The 17,674-nt window shown below is 72.0% G+C and carries 16 protein-coding genes; 10 read left to right on the plus strand and 6 right to left on the minus strand.

Translation table 11 applies throughout. The features are described from left to right. Window positions 1-32 precede the first annotated feature (32 nt). The 4 genes from MWN52_RS15455 (at window position 33) to MWN52_RS15470 (ending at window position 4,515) form a co-directional block, all read left to right on the plus strand. Window positions 33-953, plus strand: coding sequence for a lauroyl acyltransferase (locus tag MWN52_RS15455; RefSeq protein ID WP_286575371.1), 921 nt, complete (start codon window positions 33-35; stop codon window positions 951-953). Between the two features lie 132 nt (window positions 954-1,085). Then, entirely contained in the window at window positions 1,086-2,201 is a 1,116-nt protein-coding gene (ribA, locus tag MWN52_RS15460) for a GTP cyclohydrolase II RibA (protein WP_286575372.1), read from the plus strand. A 263-nt stretch (window positions 2,202-2,464) separates the two neighbouring features. Then, entirely contained in the window at window positions 2,465-3,004 is a 540-nt protein-coding gene (locus MWN52_RS15465; protein WP_425608047.1) for a PH domain-containing protein, read from the plus strand. Beyond that, window positions 3,001-4,515, plus strand: coding sequence for a PH domain-containing protein (locus MWN52_RS15470; RefSeq protein ID WP_286575373.1), 1,515 nt, complete (start codon window positions 3,001-3,003; stop codon window positions 4,513-4,515). Before MWN52_RS15465 ends, MWN52_RS15470 begins: the two co-directional genes overlap by 4 nt. A gap of 163 nt (window positions 4,516-4,678) precedes the next feature. On the opposite strand, the gene MWN52_RS15475 is transcribed toward MWN52_RS15470, so the two are convergent. Further along, window positions 4,679-5,746 (minus strand): CDP-glycerol glycerophosphotransferase family protein, encoded by a 1,068-nt coding sequence (locus tag MWN52_RS15475; RefSeq protein ID WP_286575374.1) that lies wholly within the window; start codon window positions 5,744-5,746, stop codon window positions 4,679-4,681. A gap of 9 nt (window positions 5,747-5,755) precedes the next feature. On the opposite strand from MWN52_RS15475, the gene MWN52_RS15480 reads away from it, so the two are divergent. After that, window positions 5,756-6,586: a glycosyltransferase family 2 protein gene (locus MWN52_RS15480; protein WP_286575375.1), complete on the plus strand. Its 831-nt coding sequence runs from the start codon at window positions 5,756-5,758 to the stop codon at window positions 6,584-6,586. A 37-nt stretch (window positions 6,587-6,623) separates the two neighbouring features. Here MWN52_RS15480 and MWN52_RS15485 read toward each other — a convergent pair whose 3' ends face one another. The 5 genes from MWN52_RS15485 to def all read right to left on the minus strand — a co-directional run bounded on the left by MWN52_RS15485 (window position 6,624) and on the right by def (window position 12,559). Continuing rightward, on the minus strand, window positions 6,624-7,883 hold the full coding sequence (locus MWN52_RS15485; RefSeq protein WP_165394640.1) for an O-antigen ligase family protein: 1,260 nt from the start codon (window positions 7,881-7,883) through the stop codon (window positions 6,624-6,626). A gap of 35 nt (window positions 7,884-7,918) precedes the next feature. Further along, complete coding sequence (locus MWN52_RS15490) at window positions 7,919-9,652, minus strand: ArnT family glycosyltransferase (RefSeq protein WP_286575376.1); 1,734 nt, start codon at window positions 9,650-9,652, stop codon at window positions 7,919-7,921. 61 nt (window positions 9,653-9,713) lie between these two features. Next, the gene (gene rsmB / locus MWN52_RS15495; protein WP_286575377.1) at window positions 9,714-11,012 is read right to left on the minus strand and encodes a 16S rRNA (cytosine(967)-C(5))-methyltransferase RsmB; all 1,299 of its coding nucleotides are present in this window, start codon (window positions 11,010-11,012) and stop codon (window positions 9,714-9,716) included. Further along, entirely contained in the window at window positions 11,009-11,929 is a 921-nt protein-coding gene (fmt, locus tag MWN52_RS15500) for a methionyl-tRNA formyltransferase (protein WP_131659096.1), read from the minus strand. Before fmt ends, rsmB begins: the two co-directional genes overlap by 4 nt. 117 nt (window positions 11,930-12,046) lie before the next feature. Further along, entirely contained in the window at window positions 12,047-12,559 is a 513-nt protein-coding gene (gene def, locus MWN52_RS15505) for a peptide deformylase (RefSeq protein WP_130528300.1), read from the minus strand. A gap of 411 nt (window positions 12,560-12,970) precedes the next feature. Here def and MWN52_RS15510 point away from each other — a divergent pair, with 411 nt between their 5' ends. The 5 genes from MWN52_RS15510 to MWN52_RS15530 all read left to right on the plus strand — a co-directional run bounded on the left by MWN52_RS15510 (window position 12,971) and on the right by MWN52_RS15530 (window position 17,623). Then, window positions 12,971-14,128, plus strand: coding sequence for a LysM peptidoglycan-binding domain-containing protein (locus MWN52_RS15510; RefSeq protein ID WP_286575378.1), 1,158 nt, complete (start codon window positions 12,971-12,973; stop codon window positions 14,126-14,128). A 74-nt stretch (window positions 14,129-14,202) separates the two neighbouring features. Further along, window positions 14,203-15,321 carry a DNA-processing protein DprA gene (gene dprA, locus MWN52_RS15515; RefSeq protein WP_286575379.1) on the plus strand — a complete coding sequence of 373 codons (1,119 nt, stop codon included), beginning with the start codon at window positions 14,203-14,205 and terminating at the stop codon, window positions 15,319-15,321. Window positions 15,322-15,363: 42 nt separating this feature from the next. Further along, window positions 15,364-15,837: a DUF494 family protein gene (locus MWN52_RS15520; RefSeq protein ID WP_130516831.1), complete on the plus strand. Its 474-nt coding sequence runs from the start codon at window positions 15,364-15,366 to the stop codon at window positions 15,835-15,837. A 55-nt stretch (window positions 15,838-15,892) separates the two neighbouring features. After that, window positions 15,893-16,576 (plus strand): GYF domain-containing protein, encoded by a 684-nt coding sequence (locus tag MWN52_RS15525; protein ID WP_286575381.1) that lies wholly within the window; start codon window positions 15,893-15,895, stop codon window positions 16,574-16,576. A gap of 84 nt (window positions 16,577-16,660) precedes the next feature. After that, on the plus strand, window positions 16,661-17,623 hold the full coding sequence (locus MWN52_RS15530) for an RDD family protein (protein WP_286575382.1): 963 nt from the start codon (window positions 16,661-16,663) through the stop codon (window positions 17,621-17,623). Window positions 17,624-17,674: the final 51 nt, after the last annotated feature.

Below are 17,674 nucleotides of genomic sequence, written 5' to 3' on the forward strand. Positions count from 1 at the left end.
CGCCCGGTTGACACCGCCGATAGACTGGCACGATGAAGCCGCACCTGCTGGCCGCTGGCGCCTACCGCGCCGCCGCCGCCCTCACCTCCCTGCCCTGGCCGCTGCTGCGCCGCCTCGCCGATGCCCTGGCCTGGACCTGGGGCCGGCTGGACGCGCGCGAGAGCCGGGTGGCCCGCCGCAACCTGGAGCTGGCCTATCCCGAGCTGCTGCCCAGCCAGCGCGCCGATCTGCACCGGCGCATCCTGCGCGGCACCGCGCGTCAGGCGCTGGAGACGCTGCGCTTCTGGACCCGGCCGCACGCGCGGAACCTGGACGCGCACCTGCGCCAGCGCCACGGCCAGGACCTGTACGACGCGGCGCTCAAGTCCGGGCGCGGGGTGATCGTGGCCGCGCCGCATTTCGGCAACTGGGAGCTGCTGAACCAGTGGCTGGCCTCGCGCGGGGACATCGCCATCGTCTACAAGCCGCCGGCCTCGGCCGCCGGCGACGCCTTTCTGCAGCGCGTGCGCGGGGCGGAGAACATCCGCCAGGTGCGCGCCGAGGGCCCGGCCGTGCGCCAGCTGTTCAAGGTGCTCAAGGAGGGCGGTGCGGTCGGCATCCTGCCCGACCAGCAGCCCAAGGCCGGCGACGGCGTGTTCGTGCCGTTCTTCGGCGTGCCGGCGCTGACCATGACCCTGGTCAACCGCCTGGCCGAGCGCACCGGCGCGATCGTGCTGCTGGGCTGGTGCGAGCGCGTGGGCAGCGGTCTGGACTTCGCCCTGCACGTCGAGCCGACACCGCCGGGCATCGGCGACGCGGACCCGGTGGCGGGCACGGCGCTGCTCAATGCGCAGATCGAGCGCGTGGCCCGGCGCGACCCGGCCCAGTACCAGTGGACCTACAAGCGCTACACGCTGCGCCCGCCAGGCAGTGGCCAGACCGACCCGTACTGGACCGCCAAGCACCCGCACTGACGGCCCAGACCCGCATCGTTCCGCTGGCGTGGCCGCCGCCGCACGGCGGATCGGCGAAAATGCCCACCAGGCTCCATTCGCCCCATCGCACGCCGCCTCCCGTTTCTCGCCCCGCCGCTGATTCCGACCGCCATGACCGCTTCCCACCTCCACCTCGCCCTGTTCGGCCATCCCGCCGCCGTGGCGTGCGAGCGGGCGGCTGCCGAGCTGCGCGCGGGCCGGCCGCTGCGCGTGGTCGATGCGCAGGGTGGGCAGACCGCCGTGCTGGCGGTGGACACCGCATCCCCGGACAGCTTCCACGGCTTCCTGGAGGCCAGCGGCGGGCGGGCGACGCTGTCGATCGGGCCGGTCCGCGCCGGCGTGCTCGGCCTGGACGCGCCGCAAGGGGCGCGCCTGGCGCTGGACGGGCGCTTCGATCAGCTCGCCGACCTGAGCTATCTGCCGGCCCAGCCGCACGGCGACGCCTGGCACCCGGCCAACGCGCGGGATGCCGCCGGGCTGCAGCTGGCGCGCCTGGGGCTGCTGCTGCCGGCGCTGGTGGTGCACGACCTGGACGCGCAGGCCGGTCCGTTCTACGCCTGTCTGGCCATCACCCTGGACCAGGTCGAGGCCGGCCAGGCGGACGCCGGGCAGGACTGGGAGGAAGTCGCCAGCACCCGCGTGCCGCTGCGCGGGCTGGGCGATGCACGCTTCGTGGTGTTCCGCGGCGGCGTGGCCCAGCGCGACCAGGTGGCGATCATCGTCGGCACCCCGGACTTCAGCCGGCCGGTGCCGGTGCGGGTGCATTCCTCGTGCCTGACCGGCGATCTGTTCGGCTCGCTCAAGTGCGACTGCGGCGACCAGCTGCGCAACGGCCTGGCCAAGCTGGCCGAGCTGGGCGGCGGCGTGCTGCTGTACCTGGACCAGGAAGGCCGCGGCACCGGCATCGCCTCCAAGATGCGCGCCTACGGCTACCAGCACCTGGGCCTGGACACCATCGATGCCGACGCGCTGCTGGGCTTCGGCCCGGACGAGCGACGCTACGGCACCGCCGCGGCCATGCTGCGCGGTCTGGGCGTGCATCAGGTGCGGCTGCTGAGCAACAACCCGTCCAAGGTCGAGCGCCTGCGCGCGGTCGGTGTGGAAGTGGTCGAACGCCTGCCGGTCACCGGCCGCATCACCACCGACAACGAGCAGTACCTGCGCACCAAGGCCGCCCGCGCCGGGCACGCGCTGGACGTGGACGCGCTGCTGTCTTCGCTGTCCTGATTGCTGGCGGCTTTCAGGATCGTCATTCCCGCGAAAAGCGGGGATCCGGTGCCGCTGGAGGCTGTGCGTAAAGTCCATGGGTTCCCGCTTGCGCGGGAACGACGGTAGGGAGTGCGCGGGTCGCGCAAGCGACGAAGACGCCTGGGCCGAGGGCGCGACACCGGGTCGAGGTGTCCTGAGACGGCCTCGCGCTCACCTCCGGGGCCACCGCACGCTCTAGACTCGGCGGCGCTTAGCTCCCGCCCTTCCCGTCCAGGCTCCGCGTGTCGTCCTCGCCTCCGCTTCCCGAAACTGCTCCGCCACCCGCACCCGCACCCGCCACCGCGCTGCCCGATGGCTGGCAGGCGCTGCCGCCGCGCGGCGCCGGGCTGGCCGCGCTCGGCGCCTTCATCGGCACGCTGGTGGCCGGCGCCTTCGCCCTGGGCGTGGCCTGGCTGTCCGCGCCGGGCCTGACGCCCTGGCTGGACGAAGGCGTCATCGCGGTCGCAGTGATCGCGCTGGGCGCGGCGGTGATCGCCTATCGCCGCCATCGCTTCATCCGCTGGCGGCTGGACGCGCAGGGTTTCGCGCTGATGCAGGGCCGGCTGTGGCGCAGCGAGACCCATGTGCCGATTTCGCGCGTGCAGCATCTGGACGTGCGCCGCGGTCCGCTGGATCGCGCCGCACGGCTGGCCACGCTGGTGGTGCATACCGCCGGCACGCGGCTGAACGCGGTCTCGGTCTCCGGGCTGGACCAGCGCGATGCCGAACGCCTGCGCGAGCGCCTGGCGCACCAGCTCGACCGCGACGACGACGCGCTGTGAATGCGCCGCCTGACGCCGTGCAGCGCGGTCCGCGCGACCAGCGCCTGCATCCGTGGTCGTGGCTGTTCGTGCTGCTCCAGCAGCTCAAGCAGTTCCTGCTGCCGCTGCTCGTGCTGGTGGTGTTCGGGGGCGGGCGCGATGGCGACTCGGACCGCTACAACCATGTCGCCACGCTGGTGGTGATGGCGATCCTGGTCGGCACCTCGCTGCTGCGCTATCTGACCTACCGCTACCGCGTCGGCGCCGATGGCCTGAGCATCCGCAGCGGCCTGCTCAACCGCAGCCGGCGCGAGATTCCCTTCGCCCGCATCCACAACGTGGCGGTGCATCAGAGCCTGCTGCACCGGCTGTTCGGCGTGGCCGAGCTGCGCCTGGAGTCGGCCGGCGGCAGCAAGCCCGAGGCGCAGATGCGCGTGCTGCGGCTGGACCAGGCGCTGGCGCTGGAGTCGCTGGTGCGCCATCGCGGCCAGGCCGGCGCCGAGGCCGCGCCCGAGGCGCAGGAAGGCAACACCCTGCTGACCCTGGGCGCGGGCGAGATCGTGCGCCTGGGCCTGATCTCCAACCGCGGCATGATCGCGATGGCGGCCACGGCCGGCGCGCTGTACCAGCTGTTCCCGCAGCGCGTGGTCGCCGATGCGATCGAACGCTACGGCCGGCAGGCGTTCGGCTTCGCCAGCCATCTGCACCTGGGCTGGCTGACCTGGCTGCTGACCGCGACCAGCGTGCTGCTGCTGGCGCTGGCGCTGCTGCGGGCGCTGTCGATCGCGCTGGCGGCGCTGCAGTACCACGGCTTCCGCCTGAGCGAAGCGCAGCAGCGCCTGACCGTCGAACGCGGCCTGCTGGCGCGCGTGCGCTCCAGCGCGGCGCGGCGCCGGATCCAGTCCTGGACGCTGCGCGAGGGTGTGCTGCATCGCTGCTTCGGGCGGCGCAGCCTGGACATCGACACCGCCGTGGTCGGCAGCTCCAACGAACAGGACCGCGCGATCCGCGAACTGGTGCCGCTGGCCACGCCCGAGCGCTGCGATGCGCTGCTGCAGCACCTGCTGCCCGACGCGCAGTGGCCACCGGCGCAGTGGCATGCGATGCCGGTCGGGCAATGGTGGCGGCTGTGCCTGTGGCCGGCGTTCTGGCTGATCGTCCTGGCCGCGGCGCTGTGGCCGCTGCTGGATGTGCTGGCGCTGGTGGTGCTGGCGTGGTGGCCGTGGTCGGCGTTCAAGGCGCGCCGGCAGATGCAGCGCATGGCCTGGAGCGTGGACACACGCCTGGTGGCCGTGCGCGGTGGCTGGTGGACGCGCTGGTGGCGCTTCGCCGAGGTCGACAAGCTGCAGGCGCTGCGCCTGAGCCGCTCGCCGCTGGACCGCCGCTGCGGCACGGCCACGCTGCTGCTCGACTCGGCCGGCGCCGCCCACCAGGGGCCGCGCCTGGAGCTGCGCCTGATGCCGCTGGACCAGGCCCGCGCCCTGCACGATCAGCTCACCGCCACCCTGGCACGGCGCCGGCTGCGCTGGTGAGGAAGCCATCGCTTGGCAGGGTGGGAGCAACTGTCTACTCAAATCTCGCAGCGGCCTGCCTGTAGAGCGGAGCTTGTGGCAATCCCCTTTTGGGGACTCCGCTGCTCTTCGTTCGGCTCGCGGAGGAAGGCCCCAGCGGAGCAAGCTCCGCTCTACAGGCGGGTCAGAGCCGGGCGCCTGGGCCCCAGTAGCCCAGATCCTTGCGGATCTGCAGGGCGCGCAGGCGTGCGGCGAAGGGCTTGGGCCTGAGCACGCCCAGCTCGCCGGCGATGAAGTCCTCGGTCGCGGCGATCACCCGCTCGGCGCTGAAGCCATCGCGATCGGGATGGATCGAATCGGCATAACGCACGATCGCCTCCATCAGCGCCGGCGCTGGCTGCAGCGCGCGCTCCAGCTGCGCCGGCAGCTGCGCCGGGTCGTCGAAATCCAGCATGTGCGGCTTGGGCGCGCGGTTGCGCAGGGTCACCACCGGTTTGTGCTGGACGACGAACTCCGAGACGATCGAGGAGGTATCCGACACCAGCACATCGGCCGCGCGCTGGGCGGCCACCACCTGCTCGGGCTCGACGAAGGCGGCGTTGGCGCCGGCCAGCGCGCGGTAACGATCGAACAGCGCCGGCGGACACTTGGGATGCAGCGTCAGCAGCCAGTAGCGCTGGCCGCGCGCGATGTCGGCGGCGATCTGGTCGATCAGCACCGGCGCGGCGCTCAGGCGTTCGGTGAAGGTCGAGCCGAACAGGATCACCGGCCGCTCGCCCGCCGGGGCGCGCAGCGCGGCGCTGGCGCCGCCATCGTCGCGGAACAGCGGATCGAGCTTGGGCCAGCCGGTCTGGGCCACGGCGAAGTGCCCTTCGCGCTCGGCCAGCGCGCGGAACGGCGCGGTGGTGGCCGGCCCCTGCGTGCAGTACAGGTCGAACAGCCCGCGCACGCGGAAGTGGCCGCGCCCGTCGGCGCGCTTCTCCACGTTGAAGCCATGGAACAGCTGCACCTTGGCGCCGGCCACGAAGGGCGGCACCCAGTTGGCCGCACTGAACACCGCGCGCGGGCGCAGCGCCACGGCGCCCTTCAGATCGACCGGGCGCACGCACGGCGCCACCTGCGTCTCCAGCCCGCGCGCGTTGCCCTCGAACCACGCGTGGACCTGCTGGCCGGACGCGTGCAGCGCCTGGGCCAGAGGCGCCAGAATAGGCAGGGCGTACCGTTCGGTCGCAAACAGCAGGTAGTCGGCCATGAGCGTGTTATGTCCTTGACGTCGCCACACGACCCGCGGCCGCGCATTTCGGCCTGCATTATCACGTTCAACGAAGCCGACCGCATCGGCGACTGTCTGGACTCGCTGGCCTTCTGCGACGAGTGTGTGGTGGTGGACTCGCATTCGACCGATGCCACGGTCGCCATCGCCCAGGCCCGCGGCGCGCGCGTGCTGCTGCGCGACTTCGAGGGTTATCGCAGCCAGAAGGACTTCGCGGTGCGCAGCGCCGCGCACGACTGGGTGCTGTGCCTGGATGCGGACGAGCGCGTGGACGCGAAGCTGCGCGCGGCGATCGAGGCCGCGCGCGAGGGCGGCTTCGCCGGCGCGGCGGGCTATCGCTTCAACCGGCTGTCCGATTACTTCGGCCGCTTCCTGCGTCACGGCAACGCCTATCCGGACCGGGTGCTGCGGCTGTTCGACCGCCGGCGCGGCGGCTGGCGCGGCCAGCGCGAGATCCACGAAGCCGCCAGCGTCGAGGGCCCGGTCCGCACGCTGGCCGGCGACCTGATCCACTACCCATATCGCTCGCTGGAGCAGCAACTGGCCAAGACCCAGCGCTATGCGCAGATGATGGCCGAGCACGAGTTCGCCCGCGGCAAGCGCGCCTCGCTGGCCAAGCTGGTGGTGTCGCCGGCGTGGCGCTTCTGGCGCGGCTATGTGTTCCGGCTCGGCTTCCTGGACGGCTGGCGCGGCCTGGTCTACGCCTACGTGCGCGCCAACTACGTGCGGCAGAAGGCGATCATGCTGTGGCTGCTGCAGCACGGGCAGCCGGTGGCTGATGAAGCGAGGAACGAGAAAGGAGGAACGAGGAACGAGTGAAGGCAACAACTCGTTCCTCGTTCCTCTTCTCTCGTTCCTAGCCCTTCCGCGGATCCTCGCGCAGGCTGAAGCCCAGCAGGATGCCGACCAGCGTCAGATAGGCGCCGCCGCTGAGCTGGTGGGCCCACATCGACTGGCTCAGCCCGCACAGCACGAAGGACACCACCGTCATCAGTCCGGCCAACGCGGCGCTGCGCGAGCGGCGCGGGAACGGCCGCACCCGCAGCTGGCGCACGAACAGCCAGGCCGGCACGCCGTAAAGTGCCAGCAGCGCGACGATGCCGGGAATGCCCATGGTCGCGCCCCATTCGGGGAAGTCGCTGTGCGCGTGGTCCAGGTCGCACCAGCTCAGCGGCTCGGGCGGCTGGCACTCGGGCGAGGCCAGCACCACGCGTTCGAAATGCCCCACGCCCACGCCGGTCCAGGGCTGGCGCTGCAGCTCGTCCACGGCCATGCCGATCAGCTCGATGCGCGCGCCGGAGGACGAATCCGCATCGCCCACCGCATAGCGCTGGATATCGCCGCGCAGTTCCTCCACCCGCTCGCTGACATGCGGCAGCAGCGCGGCCAGGGCCACGACCGCCAGCCCCGCCAGCGCCAGGAATTCCCAGCGTCGCGCCTTGCCGCCGTTGGCGCGCGAGATCAGCGCGATGACCAGCACCAGCACCGCCGCCGGCCAGGCCCCGCGCGTGCCGCTCAGCACCACCGTCACCAGGCCGGCGCAGGTGGCCGCGATGGTCAGCAGCAGCCGCCCGGACGGCCGCAGGAACACCACCAGCCCCATCAGCAGCACCGTCAGGTCGCCGAAGGTGATGGCGTTGATCCAGCCATCGGAGCGAGCCACGCCCTGCCACAGCTGGACCAGCGCCACCGCGCAGGCGCCGAACAGGCCCAGGACCGCGCCGCTCCACAGCGCCGCGCGCGGCGGCGCCAGGCCGATCACCAGCAGCATGGCCAGCGGCATCACCAGCACGCGCCCGCGGTTGCCGGCCTCGCTCCAACGGTCGTGGTGGATCAGCGTCGAGGTGCTCACCACCAGGGCGACCAGCGCCACGGCCAGGAGCATCCACAGCAGCGGCCGGCCGGCATCCAGGCGCGCCGCCCAGATCCGGTCCGGCGCCAGCAGCACCGCCAGCAGCGTGCACACCGCCGCCGGCAACAGGCCGAGGGGCGTGGCGATCAGGCAGAACGGCAGCAGCACCAGGGCCAGCGTGTACAGCGCGCGCGCGGCGCGCAGCCGCGGCGAGGCGGGAAAGGGCTGGAACCGCAGCGATGTCCGTTCAGGCGCGTTCGGCATCGGGCCCATGTACGCCAGTCATCCACAACATCGCGTTACTCACCCTGGGCCTCGACCTGCGCCTTGCGCGCCGAATCGTCGAACGGAATCTCCGGCGAGGCCGGACAGCCCGTGCGCGCGGCCATCGGCACCAGCCACCAGCCGCGGCGACCGGCCTGCCCCGCGTGCCGGGCCACGCCGCGGTCGATGCAGGCCGGCAGGGCGATGTCCTGGACCAGCAGCCAGCGCCGCTGCGGCGCCTGCGCCTGCCAGGCCAGACCCTCGCGCAGCTGGTCCTTCCACAGCTTGCGGAAGCCGAAGGTGGTGGTGTTGGACTGGCTCATGAGCAGGTTCTGCTCCTTCCAGGCCACCAGGCCCAGCTCGGCCTGCGGACCGATGGCCTGGGCCACCTCGCGCATCACCCCGCGCGCGGAGCTGGAATCGTTGAGCAACGGGCACACCACCAACCCGTACAGCACCCAGGTCGCGCCGAGCGTCGAGCACATCGCCACCGCCGGCCGTCGCCAGAACGCCAGCAGGCTGCCCAGGCCCCAGGTGCCGATCGCCACCAGGACCCAAGCCAGGGTGTGGGTCGCGGCCTGGTCCAGGTCGCGGTCGCGATGCAGGCCGCGTTCGAAAGAGGGCTCGCCGGTCAGCATCGCGATGCCCATCCCCAGCGTGGCCAGCACCAGCACCGCGGTGAACGCATGCAGCACCCCGCGCACGTCGCGCCGCCGCAGCAGGCCCGGCAGCAGCGGCGCCAGCGCCAGGCACAGCATCGGCAGCGCCGGCATGATGTAGACGTCGCGTTTGCCGTGCGGGATGGAGAAGAACACCATCACGATCAGCCACCACGCCAGCGGCACCAGATAGCGCGGATCGTGGCGCAGGCGCAGGCGCCGCGCCCACGGCGCGATCGCCCAGGGCAGCGCCAGGATGGTCGGCGCCCACATCAGCAGCACCTGCAGGAAGTACCACCACGGCTGCGGGTGGTCCCAGGAGCGCGCGTAGCGCTTGGCGGTCTGCCGCAGCAGGATGTCGTTGAGGTAGGCGCGGTGCTCCGGATCGCCCGACAGCAGCACCGTGGTCACCATCGGCACCAGCCAGATCGACACCGCCACCAGGAAGGCCAGCGGCCCCAGCCAGAAGCGCCGGTCGCCGGCCCATACCTTGACCCCGGGCCAGCCGCGGGCCGAGACCACCGCCGCCGGCACGATGCTCAGCAGTGCCAGGAAGCCCACGCCCTTGGTGATCGTGCCCAGGCCGGCGAAGAACCAGCCCAGCACCCACATCTTCCAGTCCGGCCCCTTGAGCAGATGCCGCAGCAGGCCGTAGTTGGCCAGCGTGATCATGCCCAGCACCAGCGCGTCGATCTGCGCGCGCTTGGCCTGATAAGTGAACTGGAAGGCGAACAGCAGCGCCCAGCCCGCGTACAGCCCGACCTTGCGCGTCCACAGCCGCTGGCCCAGGTCCTTGACGCACCAGATCGCGCCCAGCGTGGCCAGCAGCGAGGGCATCAGGAAGGCCACGCGCCAGTTGCCGGTGAGCAGGAAGAACAGCCCCTCCAGCCACATCAGCATCGGCGGCTTGTCCGAGTACAGCTCCACGCCGCGATGCGGGAACAGCCAGTCGCCGCTTTCCACCATGTGCTTGGCGACCAGCGTGAAGCGCGGCTCGTCGGCCGGCCACGGATCGCGCAGGCCGATGCCCGCACCGATGACCAGCAAGGCAGTGATGAACAGCAACCAGGTATCGAGCGAGCGGGTCTTGGCGTAAGTCATGGGACGCATGGCGCGGGATGATAGCGAGGCGATGTCGGAACGCCGTGGTGAGGCGAAGCGCGCCGTCGGCTCAGGCGGCGGCCTTGCGCAGACGGGCATAGAAGAAGCCATCCATGCCGTCCTCGCCGGTCAGGCGCTGGCGCCCGCCGCCGCTGGGGTGGCCGAAGGCTTCACCCGGATCGTCCGGCTGCGCGGCGTCGTGACGCGCGAGGAAGGCCTCGATCTGCTCGGCGTTCTCTGCGGCCAGCAGCGAGCAGGTCGCATACACCAGCGTGCCGCCCGGCGCGAGCACCGCCCAGGCCGCGTCCAGCAGGCGCGCCTGCAGCGCGGTCAGCGCGGCGATGTCCTCGGGCCGGCGATGCAGCAGCACGTCGGGCTGGCGGCGCACGATGCCGGTGGCCGAGCACGGCGCGTCCAGCAGCACGGCATCGAACGGCACCCCGTCCCACCAGCCGCGCGGATCGCTGGCGTCGGCCGCCTTGAGCGTGGCCGTCGCGCCGACCCGCTGCAGGGTCTGTTCGACCCGGCGCAGGCGGCGCGCATCCACATCGAGCGCCGTCAGTCGCAGGCCCGGCTGGCGTTCGAGCAGGTGCGCGGACTTGCCGCCGGGCGCGGCGCAGGCGTCCAGCACCCGCGCCTGGTCGGCCAGGGCGAACAGATCGGCGACCTGCTGGGCCGAGCCGTCCTGAACCGACACCACGCCCGAGTCGAAGCCCGGCAGGCCGCCGACGGCGGTCGATTCGGCCAGCCGCAGGCCGTCGGGCAAGGCGGCGACGGTCTCGGCCTGGATCCCGGCCTCGGCCAGCTGCGTGCGATAGGCGTCGCGGCCGCTCTTGCGCCGGTTGACCCGCAGCCACAGCGGCGCGGCCTGCGCGCTGGCGGCGAAGAGCGCATCGGCCTGCGCCGGCCAATCAGCGCGGATGCGCTGCTGCAGCCACTGCGGCCAGGCCGCCGACGCATCGGCCGCCGGCACGCCTTCGCGCTGGGCGCGGCGCAGCAGCGCGTTGACCATGCCGGCCTGGTGCGGCCGGCCCAGCGTGCGCGCCGCCTCGACCGTGGCCGACAGCGCCGCGTGCGCCGGCAGCTGCAGCGCGTCGAACTGGGCCAGGCCGGCCAGCAGCAGCGCGCGCAGTTCGTTGTCCCTGGCCTGCAGCGGGCGCGGCATCCAGCCGCTCAGCGCGGCGTTGTAGGCCGTGCGCCGGCGCAGCGCGGCGAAGCAGATCGCCTCGAGCAGCGCGCGATCGCGCGGATCGGCCAGCTGCGGCAGCGCGGTGGCCAGCTCGGCCTTGAGCGAGCGGCCGCGATGCAGCACCGCGTCCAGCACGCGGGCAGCCGTGACCCGCACCACCACGCCGGCCTGGCTGCTCATGCGCCGGACAGATCGCGGCGCGCGTTGAGGTAGTCGGCGGCGGTGATCGCCTTGCCGCCCTCGCGCTGGACCACGCGCAGGCGCAGCGCACCCTGACCGCAGGCGATGTCCAGCCCCTGGCGGGTGGCGGCCAGCAGCGTGCCGGGCGCGGCGTTGTGGGCCAGGTCGATGGCGATGGCGCCGTGGATGCGCAGGCGCTCACCGGCCACCTGGCCTTCCGCGATCGGCCAGGGCACGAAGGCGCGCACCTTGCGCGCCAGCACCTGCGCCGGCTGGGTCCAGTCCAGCCGCGCCTCGGCCTTGTCCAGCTTGTGCGCGTAGGTCACCCCCTGCGCGGGCTGCGGCCGCGGCACCGGACGCATGTCGGCGCGCAGCAGGCCCAGGCCGTCTGCCAGCACCTGCCCGCCCAGCTCGGCCAGGCGGTCGTGCAGCTGGCCGCCGGTGTCGGTCTCGGAGATCGGCGTGGACAGCGACAGCAGCACCGGCCCAGTGTCCAGGCCGGCCTCCATCTGCATCAGGCACACGCCGCTCTCGGTGTCGCCGGCCTCGATGGCGCGCTGGATCGGCGCGGCGCCGCGCCAGCGCGGCAGCAGCGAGGCGTGCACGTTCCAGCAGCCGTAGCGCGGGATCTCCAGCACGGCCTTGGGCAGGATCAGGCCGTAGGCGACCACCACCATCACATCCGGCGCCATCAGCCGCAGCGCGGCCTGGGTCTCGGGATTGCGCAACGTCTCGGGCTGCAGCACGGGGATGCCGCGCTTGACCGCCTCGAGCTTGACCGGCGATGCGGTCAGCCCGCGCCCGCGCCCGGCGGGACGGTCGGGCTGGGTGTAGACGGCGACCACTTCGTTGTGGCGCACGGCCGCGCGCAGCGACGGCACGGCGAAATCCGGCGTGCCGGCAAAGACGATCTTCATGTGGAGGGGCGCAACTCTGGGTTCGGAGCGAAAGACGGGGGACACGCGCGTGGCTGATGCGTCGGCAGGGCCGACCGGCCGGGTCCCAGGCCCGAAGACCCGCGCCCCGGCGTCACCTCATGCCGCATTCCGTCGCGCCTTGGCCAGCTTCTTCTTGACCATCTCGCGCTTGAGCGGGGACAGGTAATCGACGAACAGCTTGCCGTCCAGGTGGTCCATCTCGTGCTGGATGCACACCGCCAGCAGGCCGTCCACGCGCAGCTGCTGCGCCGCGCCGGTGCGGTCGATGAACTTCACCGTGATCGCATCGGCGCGGGTCACGTCGGCGAAGATGCCGGGCACCGACAGGCAGCCCTCCTGGTAGACCTGCTCGCCGGCCTTGTCCAGGATCTCCGGGTTGATGAACACCTGCGGGGCGTTCTTCTCCTCGCTCACGTCGATGACCATGAAGCGCTGGTGCACGTCCACCTGACTGGCGGCCAGGCCGATGCCCGGCGCCTCGTACATGGTCTCGAACATGTCGTCGAGCAGGGTCTGGAACGCCGGTTCGGCGATCTGCTCCGCGCGCACGGGCACCGCCTTGGTGCGCAGGCGCGGATCGGGGAATTCGAGGATGGGCAACTGGGCCATGGCGAGCACCTGGTGGGGAGGCCGGGATGCGGTCCGGCGACGGACCGCACATTGTAGGGCTTGTCCTCCGGCACCGGGTAGGCCGCGTCGGGCCCACAGGGCGGTCGAGCGCAGCGCATGACGCGGGACGGACCGTTGCGCAGTTCACAGCGCGCCCCTCGACCGTGACCGCCCTGCAGACCCAACCCGAAGGGCGCCCCTGGGCAGGCCTGTGACGGCGTCATTGCTCGGTCGTCGACCCAAGTCCACTTCCTCGCGCTTCCTTGTCCCGGGCGCGCCCGAGGGCGGCGCGACCCACTCCCCGCCAGAGGACAAGCCCCCGCGCAGCGGACCCCCACCATCGCTTGCGTTGGCGGGCTTTTTCTGGACTATAGTGGCGACCACCTGTAGGGGAATCAGGTACATACCGCCATGTTCAAACAATGCCGCACAGCTGTGGCTGTCGCGTTCCTGACCCTTGCCGCCTTCGCCACGGCCCAAGAATTCGCCGGCAACCACCCCGACACCTACGTGGTGCGCAAGGGCGACACGCTGTGGGATATCTCGGCGCGCTTCCTCAAGAAGCCCTGGCTGTGGCCGGAGATCTGGCAGGCCAACCCGCAGATCGCCAACCCGCACCTGATCTACCCCGGCGACGTGATCAGCCTGGCCTATCTGGACCGCGTGGCCCAGGCGCAGGTCAAGCCCGGGCCGCGCCAGGACGCGCCGATCACCGGCGTGCCGCTGTCGGACATCGAGCCCTTCCTGCGCCACCTGCGCGTGGTCGACAGCATCGACGATCTGCCCTACGTCGCCGGCCTGCAGGACGACCGCCTGCGCGCCTTCGGCGGCCAGGACGTCTACGCCGTCGACCTGGAGGCCCCGCAGGTCGGCCAGCGCTACGCCGTGGTGCGGCCGACCAAGTACTACGACGAGCCCAAGCCCAGCACCGACCTGGACTACCGCGGCGAGCGCACGCTCGGCGAGGGCAACCTGTGGAAGGAGTTCCAGGCCCCGAACGACAACGACGACTTCCTCGGCTACGAGCTGGAGCAGATGGCCATCGGCACCGTCACCGCGGTCGATCCGGAGGGCAACGCCACCACGCTGCACCTGGAAGGCAACGGTCGCGAGGTCCGCGCCGGCGATCGCCTGATCCCGGTCGAGGCCCAGCCCTTCGACCTGCAGTTCTTCCCGCATCCGCCGCGCACCCCGCTGGTGGACGGCAAGGTGCGCATCATGTCGATCTCCGACACGCTGTCCTACGGCGGCGCGCACGACGTGGTCGCCCTGTCCGGCGGTAGCCGCGAAGGCCTGGACAACGGCACGGTGCTGTCGGTGTGGCGCCCGGGCAGCTACAAGCTCGACCCGTTCAAGGGCTCGACCTCGCGCATCGCCGAGACCAAGAAGCCCGGCCAGGGCCGCAACAAGCTGCCCGACCAGTACACCGCGCACGTGATGATCTTCAAGACCTACGAGAAGGTCAGCTACGGCCTGATCATGGAAGGCTCGGCGCCCTCGCGCGTGGGCTACTTCCTGCGCGACCCGGACGCCGGCATGCCGAACACGGCCACCGCCAGCGTCGACTGATCCGACTTTTCCTACGCAACACCACGACGGCGCCCGAGGGCGCCGTCGTCGTTTCCTGGGCCACGCTGGCGGCCATGGACGATGAAGACACCCGCGCCTGGCTGGCCCTGGTGCTCGCAGGCGGCGCCACCGCGCCACGCCGGCAGCTGGTCGAGACCCATGGCAGCGCCGCCGCCGCGCTGGCCGCCGGGCCCGCGGCCTGGAGCCAGGCCGGGCTGGAGGCCAAGCGCTGCGCGCGCCTGGACGCCCCCTGCGCCGCGGCCCTGGCGCGCTGCCTGGCCTGGCTGGCCGGGCCGCGGCGGCGCCTGCTGCACTGGGGGCATGCCGACTACCCGCCGCTGCTGGCACAGACGGCCTCGCCGCCGCTGGCGCTGTTCGTCGAGGGCGATGCGGACCTGCTCTGGCACCCCGGCGTGGCGGTGGTCGGCAGCCGCGCGCCCACCGCAGGAGGCCGCGACAACGCCGCCGACTTCGCCCATGCGCTGGCCTCGGCCGGCTGGGCGGTGCTCAGCGGCATGGCCGCCGGCATCGATGCCGCCGCGCACGAGGCCGCGCTGGCGCTGGCCGATGGGCGCACGGTGGCGGTGGTCGGCACCGGGCCGGACCTGGCCTATCCGGCCGGCCACGCCCGCCTGCGCGCGCGCCTGGCCGAGCGCGGCGCGGTGGTCAGCGAGTTCCCGCCCGGCACGCGGGCGCGGGCGCCGCACTTCCCCAGCCGCAACCGGGTCCTGGCCGGGCTGGCGCTGGGCACCGTGGTGATCGAGGCGGCCGAGCGTTCAGGCGCGCTGATCACCGCCCGCCTGGCGGCCGAGGCCGGACGCGAGGTCTTCGCCCTGCCCGGCTCGATCCACAACCCGATGGCGCGCGGCTGCCATCGCCTGATCCGCGACGGGGCGACCCTGATCGAGCACCCCCGGGAAATCCTCGAAGGCCTGGCCGAGGCCGCCGGCGACCTGGCCAGGGGCCTTGCGGCACCCGCCGACCGCCCCCATCCAGGGGACGATCCCGCCAGGACGCACCCGGACCCCGACTACCAGCGCTTGTGGGAAGCGCTTGGCCACGACCCAACCGGTATGGATCAACTCGTCGCGCGGACCCGATTGACGACCGCTGAAGTGTCCTCCATGCTGCTGGTCATGGAACTGGATGGGCAGGTGGCGGTCGAACATGGCCGTTACGCACGCAGATCGTAGTTTTCCCACCTCCACAGTGCTTTTGAGCACAGGCCGAGGGCAATGAAAGAGAGCATCCTGGACGTCCTGCTATACCTGTTCGAACATTACTTCACCGAAGACGCCGATCCGGTCCGCGACCGCGACTCCCTCCAGAACGGCCTGATCCAGGCCGGTTTCAGCCCCACCGAAATCAATAAAGCCTTCGATTGGCTCGATGCGCTGGCCGAGCAGCGGCCCAGCGCCGGCGAGCCGCGCGTGGACGGCCCGATCCGCATCTTCCACGGCCTTGAGCTGGAGAAGCTGGACGTGGAAGGTCGCGGCTTCCTGATGTTCCTCGAGCAGCACGGCATCCTGGACGCCGACCAGCGCGAGCTGGTGCTGGACCGCGCCATGGCGCTGGACCAGGACGAACTGGATCTGGACGACCTCAAGTGGGTCGTGCTGATGGTGCTGTTCAACCAGCCGGGGTCGGAAGCGGCCTACGCCTGGATGGAGACCCAGATGTTCGCCGACGAGCCGGAGCCGGTGCACTGACCGATCAACCGGCCTGCGCCTAGGCGCAGGCCGCGCAGGGACGCGGGGAGAATCGATGAGTCAGTGGTATTACCGGCACGAGGCCCGGACCGAGGGTCCGGTGCCGACCGAGGACATCCTGCGTCTGCTGCGCGACGGGACGCTCGGCCAGCAATCGCTGCTATGGCGCGAAGGTCTGGCGCAATGGCAGCCGCTGTCGACCCTGCGGCCCGAGCTGGGCCTGGGTCCTGCGCTTCCGCCCGCCCCTCCGCCGCTGGCGGCCACGTCCTCAGCCCAGCGCACGCCCGCCCGGCGCGGCCTGTCCGGCTGCGCGATCGCCGCGATCGTCGCGCTGGCCTGCCTTGCGCCGATCGCCGTCCTGGCCGCCATCGCGTTCCCCGCTTACCAGGACTACCTCACCCGATCGGTGATCGCCCAGGCCCTGAGCGAGGCGGCACCGGTGCAGGCGCAGGTCCAGCAGGCCATCGCCCAGGCACCGTCGGGATCCTGTCCGGCCAATGGCCAGCCGCCTTTCCGCGCACCTGGCGATTACGCAGGGCGCGCGGTCTCGGCGATCACGATCGGCAAGTTCCCGGCCAGCGGCGCCTGCGGGCTGGAGATCGTCCTGCGCAGGCCCGGACAGGCGCGCCTGGACGGCAAACGGATCTGGCTGGAAGCCGATGGCGCGGGCGGCTGGCGCTGCCGCTCGGAACTGCCGCGCCGCCAGCTGCCGGCCCAGTGCCGCGCCGGCGGGCGCTAGCGCCCCTCCCGGGCAGGGCCTGGGTTCGCCCACCCGCCTGGGTTAACGTGGCGCCCGGGGAATTGGAAGCAACACGGGGATCGCATGTCGAACTGGTACTACACAGACCGTGACCGCCAGCGTCACGGCCCGATGGACGCGGCCGCGCTGGCCCAGGCCTTCAACGCCGGCCGCATCGGCCAGGACGCGCTGGTCTGGCGCGAAGGGCTGCCCGACTGGCAGCCGCTGGGCCGGCACGCGGCCGAGCTGGGCCTGCTGGGCGACGCGCCGGTCGCGCCGCCGCCGGCGGATCCGGCGCCATTCGCCGCCGAACCCACCCCGCCCGCCAACGCCGACTGGCGCTCGGCCGTACCAGGGGCCACGGTCGAACCGGCCTCGCCCTACGCCGCCCCGCGCGCCACCATCGCCCGCGAGCAGGACGTGGTCGACGGCGGCGAGATCGTCTACGCCGGCTTCCTCAAGCGCTTCGCCGCAGCGACCCTGGACGGCCTGATCGTCGGCGCGGTGATGTTCGCGGTGCTGATGATCGTGGTGGTGGTCATGGGCGTCGGAGGCAACCTGTTCTCCGACATGCAGGCCGGGCGCGCGCCGATGCTGGGCGTGACCTTCGTCCTGCTGTTCTACTTGGTGCCCTTCCTCGTGCAGGCGGCCTATTTCACCCTGATGCACGCCTCAGGCAGCCAGGCCACGCTGGGCAAGCTGGCGGTGGGCATCAAGGTGGTGCGCTCCAACGGCGAGCGCATTTCGGTGTTGCGCAGCTTCGGCCGGTTCGCCGGGCTAGTGCTGCTGGGCGCGGTGACCTGCAACCTGACCCTGCTCGCCTCGGCCATCATGGCCGGCATCACCGCGCGCAAGCAGGGCCTGCACGACATGATGAGCGACACCCTGGTGGTGGACCGCTGGGCCTTCACCGCCCACCCCGAACGCCAGCGCCGCGAGCTGGGCGCGGTGACCATCACCATGCTGGTCCTGGCCGGTCTGGTGCTGCTCGGCTACGTGGCGATCGTGGTGTTCGCGGGCATCGGTGCGGCCATGAGCCACCGGTGAGCCGTGACCGGGCCGGCTTGACAGCCGGACCATGGCCGTGATTCCACTATA

It is taken from the genome of Pseudoxanthomonas winnipegensis, assembly GCF_030322905.1.
Taxonomy (GTDB): Bacteria; Pseudomonadota; Gammaproteobacteria; order Xanthomonadales; family Xanthomonadaceae; genus Pseudoxanthomonas_A; species Pseudoxanthomonas_A winnipegensis.